This is a genomic window from Streptomyces sp. NPDC059989 (assembly GCF_042736975.1).
Classification (GTDB): Bacteria; Actinomycetota; Actinomycetes; order Streptomycetales; family Streptomycetaceae; genus Streptomyces.
This window is the reverse complement of sequence record NZ_JBHWUO010000112.1, coordinates 1-6,402: the sequence shown is the minus strand read 5'-3', so window position 1 is coordinate 6,402 and position 6,402 is coordinate 1. Positions and strand designations below refer to the sequence as shown.

Annotated in this window: 6 protein-coding genes; 3 read left to right on the top strand and 3 right to left on the bottom strand. The window is 72.0% G+C overall.

From position 1 onward, the window contains the following. Positions 1 to 141 precede the first annotated feature (141 nt). The 3 genes from ACFWBN_RS39380 to ACFWBN_RS39370 all read right to left on the bottom strand — a co-directional run bounded on the left by ACFWBN_RS39380 (position 142) and on the right by ACFWBN_RS39370 (position 2,246). On the bottom strand, positions 142 to 822 hold the full coding sequence (locus ACFWBN_RS39380; protein WP_385186580.1) for a ScbR family autoregulator-binding transcription factor: 681 nt from the start codon (positions 820 to 822) through the stop codon (positions 142 to 144). Positions 823 to 977: 155 nt separating this feature from the next. Next, positions 978 to 1,499 (bottom strand): DinB family protein, encoded by a 522-nt coding sequence (locus ACFWBN_RS39375; RefSeq protein ID WP_385186586.1) that lies wholly within the window; start codon positions 1,497 to 1,499, stop codon positions 978 to 980. A gap of 165 nt (positions 1,500 to 1,664) precedes the next feature. Continuing rightward, positions 1,665 to 2,246, bottom strand: coding sequence for a TMEM165/GDT1 family protein (locus ACFWBN_RS39370; RefSeq protein WP_385186577.1), 582 nt, complete (start codon positions 2,244 to 2,246; stop codon positions 1,665 to 1,667). A 504-nt stretch (positions 2,247 to 2,750) separates the two neighbouring features. On the opposite strand from ACFWBN_RS39370, the gene ACFWBN_RS39365 reads away from it, so the two are divergent. The 3 genes from ACFWBN_RS39365 to ACFWBN_RS39355 all read left to right on the top strand — a co-directional run bounded on the left by ACFWBN_RS39365 (position 2,751) and on the right by ACFWBN_RS39355 (position 6,083). Further along, positions 2,751 to 3,395 (top strand): HNH endonuclease family protein, encoded by a 645-nt coding sequence (locus ACFWBN_RS39365; protein ID WP_385186583.1) that lies wholly within the window; start codon positions 2,751 to 2,753, stop codon positions 3,393 to 3,395. A 95-nt stretch (positions 3,396 to 3,490) separates the two neighbouring features. Further along, positions 3,491 to 5,152 carry an alkaline phosphatase D family protein gene (locus ACFWBN_RS39360; RefSeq protein WP_385186574.1) on the top strand — a complete coding sequence of 554 codons (1,662 nt, stop codon included), beginning with the start codon at positions 3,491 to 3,493 and terminating at the stop codon, positions 5,150 to 5,152. Positions 5,153 to 5,444: 292 nt separating this feature from the next. Then, positions 5,445 to 6,083 (top strand): DedA family protein, encoded by a 639-nt coding sequence (locus ACFWBN_RS39355; RefSeq protein ID WP_385186571.1) that lies wholly within the window; start codon positions 5,445 to 5,447, stop codon positions 6,081 to 6,083. Positions 6,084 to 6,402 lie beyond the last annotated feature (319 nt).

Here is a 6,402-nt window from a genome sequence, read left to right as displayed (position 1 = left end):
TCCACGAATGCGGCACCGAACAGCTCCGCCAGGGACTCGTCCCACTCGTCCGGCACGACGCCACGCACGTCATACGCCTTGACGATGTTCGAAAGGTCGGGCATTTCAGCTCCTTCAGGGATGACCGGCTGGATCCGGACGCTACCCCGACGGCGACTCCGCCGCCGCAGGCTCCGGCTGGTCCGCTTCCGGATTCGTCAGAGGCAGCGTCAGGCGCATGTGCCTGCGGGTGTCTTCGGTGGCGACGGCGGGCAGCAGGTAGCGCCACAGCGAGGCGATCCGCTGCGGCAGGTCGGCCCGCCCGGTGGACGCCTGGGAGAAGAGCTGCGCCCCGGTGAAGGAGCTGACCAGTACCCACGCCAGCTCGTGGTCGTCGACGTCGGGCTGGAGTTCGCCCTTGGTGCGGGCGAAGCGCAGCTGCTGGCGGAACTCCAGCAGCCAGGCCTGGTAGGCCACGTCATCGCGGAGCCCGAACTCCCCCTGCTCCACGGCCAGTCGCACACCGGCCCGGAGTACCGGATTGTGCTGCAGCTGCTCGGCGAGGTAGAGCGTGATGTCCACCAGGCGCTGCAGCCCGTCCTCCCCCGCCGGGAACTCCAGGCCCTCGCCCTGCCCGACCATGACGGCGTAGGCGAGCTCCTCCTTCGAGCCGAAGTGGAAGTACATCCCGCCCTGTGTGACGGCGGCCCGGTTCATGATCTTGCTGATACTGGCCCCGCTGAAGCCGAACTCGTCGAAGACCTCGGCGGCCGCGCGCAGGATGGCCGCCCTGGTCTGGACGGCCCGCTGCTGGGGCGCGCGCTGCCGCTTCCGCTCTGACATGGAGCCTCGTTCCCCTCAAGAAAAAAACGAACATCCTCTATTTTAGTCTGTCGCCGTTCAACGCACTCCGAAGTCCTGCTCACGGGGTGGCACGCCCTCGCACCCGACGACCGCGCCGGAGGCCGGAGGCCGGGGGCCCGAGGTCCGCCTGCCGGCTACTGGCCGACCCGCCCGTCGATGCGCTCGCGCAGGAAGTCCGCGTGGCCGTTGTGGCGGGCGTACTCCTCGATCATGTGGACCAGGACCTCCCGGAGCTCCGCGGGCTCCTCCCCGCCGGCCCCGGTGGCGCCGAGGTCGGGGGTCCGCTCGACGAGCCGCTCCGCGAAGGCCACCTCCGCACGCCAGGTCGCCCAGGCGTCCGCCACCACCGCCGGGTCACCCACGGCACCGGTGAACTCCCCCGCCGGATCCCCCGCCGAGCGGTAGTGCCGACGTACGTCCTGGCCTGCCATGACGTGCCGGAACCAGTACTGCTCCACGCCCGCGAGGTGGCGTACGAGACCCAGCAGGGACAGGTTCGAGGGCTCCACCGAGCGCTTGGCCAGGTCCTGCGCGTCGAGGCCCGCGCACTTGAGCTCCAGCGTCAGCCGCTGGTCGCGCAGGTAGCCGACGAGCATCGCCCGCTCGCCGCGGAAACCGCCGTCGGTACGGGTGTCCTCGTCGGGGTGGACGAACATGTTGGACCAGCCGAAGCGCCGCTCCTGGCCGGGTACGGGTTCGGACTGGGGCTCGGGCTGGGGCTGCGCGGAGGCGGCGGTTTCGGTCACCCGCACGAGGGTGGTCGAAGCCGCCGCCTCCCGCAAGGGGCTTCCGGGGGCTGCCCGTCACGGCATCCGCGCAGGTCAGCCCGCGATCGCCTCGTACAGCGAGAAGACGGCCAGTGCTGCCATCACCGCGGCCGCGATCTTGGTGATCAGGCTCAGCGGTACGTACTTCATCAGCGTGCGCCCGCCCAGGATGCCGATGCCCGCGACCGCCCACAGGGCGAGCACCGCGCCGATGCCGACGGAGACGGGGTCGTCGTAGCGCGCGGCGAGGTTGGCGGTCATGATCTGGGTCAGGTCGCCGAACTCCGCCACCAGGATCAGCATGAAGCCGGCCCCGGAGACCTTCCAGAAGGACTGGTCGGCGGGCGGCTTGACCTCCTCGTCCCCGTCGCTCTTCTTCAGGAGCAGCATGGCCGCGCCCGCGAGGAAGAGGATGCCGACGACGGCCTGGACGAGCCGGTGCGGGAGCAGGGTCAGCACACTGCCCGCGGCGATGGCGAGCGCGACGTGCACGGCGAAGGCGGCGGCGACGCCGGCGAAGACGTACGAGGCGCGGTAGCGGGTGCCGAGCATGAGGCCGGCGAGGGCCGTCTTGTCGGGGAGTTCGGCGAGGAAGACGACGCCGAAGGCGATCGCCGTGACGCTGAAGCTGAGCACGGGGGTGAAACCTCAATCGGTCGGGCAGGACGCCATCGGACCGAGAGACCTGGGGTGTATCAGGGGTCGCTTCGGCTCGGCGGCACCCTGGCTTGCGCATGCGCGTGCGAACGCGCCTACGCCGGAACAGGACACTGCGGCCGAAGGTCTCGCTGGCCGACCGCTTGCGCGGCCTGCCTCCGGGCGCCGGCTGGGGTGACCCAGCAGTATGTCGACGGTCCGGCGAAGAGCTACTCCCCTTCTGCTCCGTACAGGGTACGTGACGCCGACGGGTGCCCGGAATAGGCCTTTGGTCCCGACCGCACACATATCCACCGCCCCCTCGCGCCGGAATCTCAACTTCCGTTTGAACAAGGGTGCTTGCACGACTTGATGTGACGTGCTCATGTCGCCACGCTGTCACCTGGCGCCCATCCCCGCGAAACCTGGCGCCGACACCATGGCCGCGGCCCACCGGGTCCGCACGGCCCTCCCCCCGCATCCAGGGAGCCCCTCATGGCACTCATATCCAGCGTCTACGCGCGTCGAATTGGCGTGCTCGCGTCAGCTGCCGCGCTCGCCGCCCTCACCTCCCTCGTCAGCGCCCCGACCGCCCAGGCGGCCCCGCCCACCCCCATCAGCGCCGCGGCCGCCCGCTCCTACCTGGCGACGGTGACCCCGAAGGCGGAAGGCTCCACCAGCGGCTACAGCCGTGACCTCTTCCCGCACTGGAGCACCGTCTCCGGCAGCTGCAACACCCGCGAGACCGTCCTGAAGCGGGACGGCGTGAACGTCGTCCAGGACTCCGCCTGCGCCGCGGTGAGCGGCAGCTGGTACTCCGAGTACGACGGCGCCACCTGGACCGCCGCCTCCGACCTCGACATCGACCACGTCGTCGCGCTCGCCGAGGCGTGGCGCTCGGGCGCGAACTCCTGGACCACCGCCAAGCGCCAGCAGTTCGCCAACGACCTCACCCGCCCGCAGCTCATCGCGGTCACCGACAACGTCAACCAGGCCAAGGGCGACCTCGACCCCGGCAAGTGGCTGCCGCCGCGGACCGCCTACCGCTGCACGTACGCGCGGATGTGGGTCCAGGTGAAGCAGTACTGGGCGCTGAGCATGGACTCGGGCGAGAAGACGGCCCTGGTCAACATCCTCAACGGCTGCTGACGAGAAGCGGTCGATCTTTCCCCCGCCAGGGGGAGGCGAGGCTCCCCCTCCCCGTCGTACCGTGATCGAAGGGGTTACCGAGGAGGGGGAGTTGCATGGCCGGATTGCGTCTGGGGCCACTGCTGCGCCATGTCGACTGGGACACGGGCGGGGCCGCGACCATATGGGTCGAGGCGGACCGCCCGTGTACGGCCGAGGTGCGGTGCGCCGACGGGGCGGGCGGCAGCGAGCGGACCTTCCAGATAGCCGGTCACCACTACGCGCTGGTACCGGTGACGGGCCTGACTCCGGGGTCGTCCACGGAGTACGAGGTGCTGCTCGACGGCGTGCGCGTGTGGCCGCTGCCCGACAGCGGCTTCCCGCCCAGCACGATCACCACCCCGGCCGTGGCGGGCTCCGGCCGGCCCGGGCCCGGGCTGCGCGTCACGTTCGGCTCCTGCCGGCAGGCCGCGCCGCCCGCCACCGGCCGGCGCGGGCCGCACGGCGCGGACGCGCTCGACACCCTCGCGGCGCGGCTGGCCGCCGATCCGGAGGCGCTCCGCCCGGACCTCCTGCTGCTGCTCGGCGACCAGGTGTACGCGGACGCGCTGTCGCGCGAGACCCGGCAATGGCTCGCGGCCCGCCGTGACCTGCGGGAGGCGCCGGGCGCCCAGGTCGCGGACTACGAGGAGTACACCCGCCTCTACTACGAGTCCTGGCTCGACCCGGAGATCCGCTGGCTGCTGTCGACCGTGCCGAGCCTGCACATATTCGACGACCACGACGTCATCGACGACTGGAACACGAGCGCGGCGTGGCTGGCGGAGATGCGGGCGACGCCGTGGTGGCAGGAGCGGGTGCTCAGCGGGCTGATGTCGTACTGGGTGTACCAGCACCTCGGGAACCTCTCCCCCGCCGAGCTCGCGGCCGACGGGCTCTACGGGGCGGTACGGCAGGCCCCCGACGGCACCGATCTGCTGCGCGCCTTCGCGTCCGCGGCGGATGCCGATCCGGGCACGGTGCGCTGGAGCTACCGGCGCGACTTCGGCCGTACCCGGCTGCTGATGGTGGACACCCGGGCCGCGCGGGTGCTGGCGGAGGACGGGCGGGCCATGCTCGACCCGGCGGAGCAGCAGTGGCTGCGCGACAACGCCCTCGCCGGGCACGGCGGTTACGACCACCTGCTGATCGGGTCCTCCCTCCCCTGGCTGATGCCGCCGCTGATCCACGACGCGGAGACGTGGAACGCGGCGCTGTGCCGGGGCGATCGGGGCCCGCGGTGGGCGCGCATAGGCGAGAACCTACGGCGGCGCAGCGACCTGGAGCACTGGGCGGCGTTCCCGGCCTCGTTCGCGGCGCTGACCGACCTCATCGAGGAGGTGGGGACGGGGCCGCGGGCACCGGCGACGGTGTGCGTGCTGTCGGGGGACGTGCATCACGCGTATGTGGCCGAGCCCCGAATACCCAGTACGGCGCGCGTGTTCCAGCTGACGTGCTCGCCGGTGCACAACTCCATCCACACCGCGGTGAAACTGGGCTTCCGCCTGGGCTGGTCCCGTACGGGCCGCTGGCTGGGCCGCGGTTTCACCCGGCACGGCCGGACGGGCCGGCCGCCGCTGAGCTGGCGCCGCACGGGCGGCCCCTGGTTCGGCAACCAGCTGATGACACTGGCCCTCGCGGGCCGCTCGGCCCACCTCCAACTGGACCAGGCCCGCAAGAAGGGCAAAAAGGCCCGCCTGGTCACGGTCCTGGACCGCAACCTCACGCCCCCGGAGTAACCCGCGCGGGCGGCGGGCGGGGCGGATCCGGCAGGCCGCCGCAAGCCTGCCCTCCCCCGGGCCCGTTCCCTACCCTTGCGGCCGTGCCACCGCCCCTCGCCGCCCCTCGCCGCCGCGCGGGGCGGCTCGGGGCGACGACCTGACACACCGGGAGATGGCCGTGCCCGCCCCGGGCATCCGGGGTGCGAGCGCCGGGCGTACGCTGTATGGCTGTCAAGCCGCTCCTGCCGCTCCCCCGCGACGTCGCGGCGCTTCATGCCGCAGCACGTGAACCGGACTGGGGAGTCCCGCCTTGTTTGAGACTCTGGGGTCGCTGACCGCGAGCCCATGGATCTACGCCGTGGTGGCGTTGTCCATCGTGCTCGACGTCTTCCTCCCGGTGCTGCCCAGCGGGGTCCTGGTGATCACCGCTGCCGCGGCCGCCGCGGCCGCCGGAGCGGCGGGTCCTGTGCCCGTACCCGCGCAGGTGCCGGACATCCTGGCCCTGCTCGTGATCGCCACGACCGCTTCGGTACTGGGTGACATGGCCGCGTACCGGCTGGCCCGGCGCGGCGGTGCCCGGCTGGACCGGGCCATCGCCCGCTCCCGCCGGCTGACCCGGGCCCACGAACGCCTCGGCACGGCCCTGGCCCGCGGCGGTGGCGCCCTGGTGGTGATCGCCCGCTTCGCCCCGGCCGGCCGCTCGGTGGTCTCCCTGGGCGCGGGCAAGACCCAGCGCAAGGTGGCGGAGTTCCTGCCGTGGTCGGTGCTGGCGGGCATGGCCTGGGCGGGCTACAGCGTGGCCCTGGGCTACTTCGGCACGCAATGGCTCGGCACCCAGTGGCTCGGCACGGCCCTCTCCATCGTGGCCCTCTTCGCCGCAGGCGCCCTGGCAGCCTTCATAGTCCGCCGCCCCCCATCCCCACCCAAATCCAGCCTCGCGGGCGCTTGAGACGCGGACGTCACATCCAGCCTCGCCGGCGTTTGAGGGCGCGGGCGCCACATCCAGCCCAACCGGCACTTGAGGCTCGGGCGCCACATCCAACCCCGCCGGCACTTAAGGCTCGGGCGCCACATCCAACCTCGCCGGCACTTAAGGCTCGGGCGCCACATCCAACCCCGCCGGCACTTAAGGCTCGGGCGCCACATCCAACCCACCGGCACTTGAGGCTCGGGCGCCACATCCAGCCCCCTCGGCGCTTGAGGCGTGGGCGTCACATCCGTGCCCTGGCCGCGCCGTTTCGAGGAGCCCGAGGAGTTCTCTCCATGCC

Bases quoted from the DNA above. Each gene is read 5' to 3' on its own strand.
- ACFWBN_RS39380 (WP_385186580.1), bottom strand. From the start codon at position 822: ATGTCAGAGCGGAAGCGGCAGCGCGCGCCCCAGCAGCGGGCCGTCCAG.
- ACFWBN_RS39375 (WP_385186586.1), bottom strand. From the start codon at position 1,499: ATGTTCGTCCACCCCGACGAGGACACCCGTACCGACGGCGGTTTCCGC.
- ACFWBN_RS39360 (WP_385186574.1), top strand. From the start codon at position 3,491: ATGGCCGGATTGCGTCTGGGGCCACTGCTGCGCCATGTCGACTGGGAC.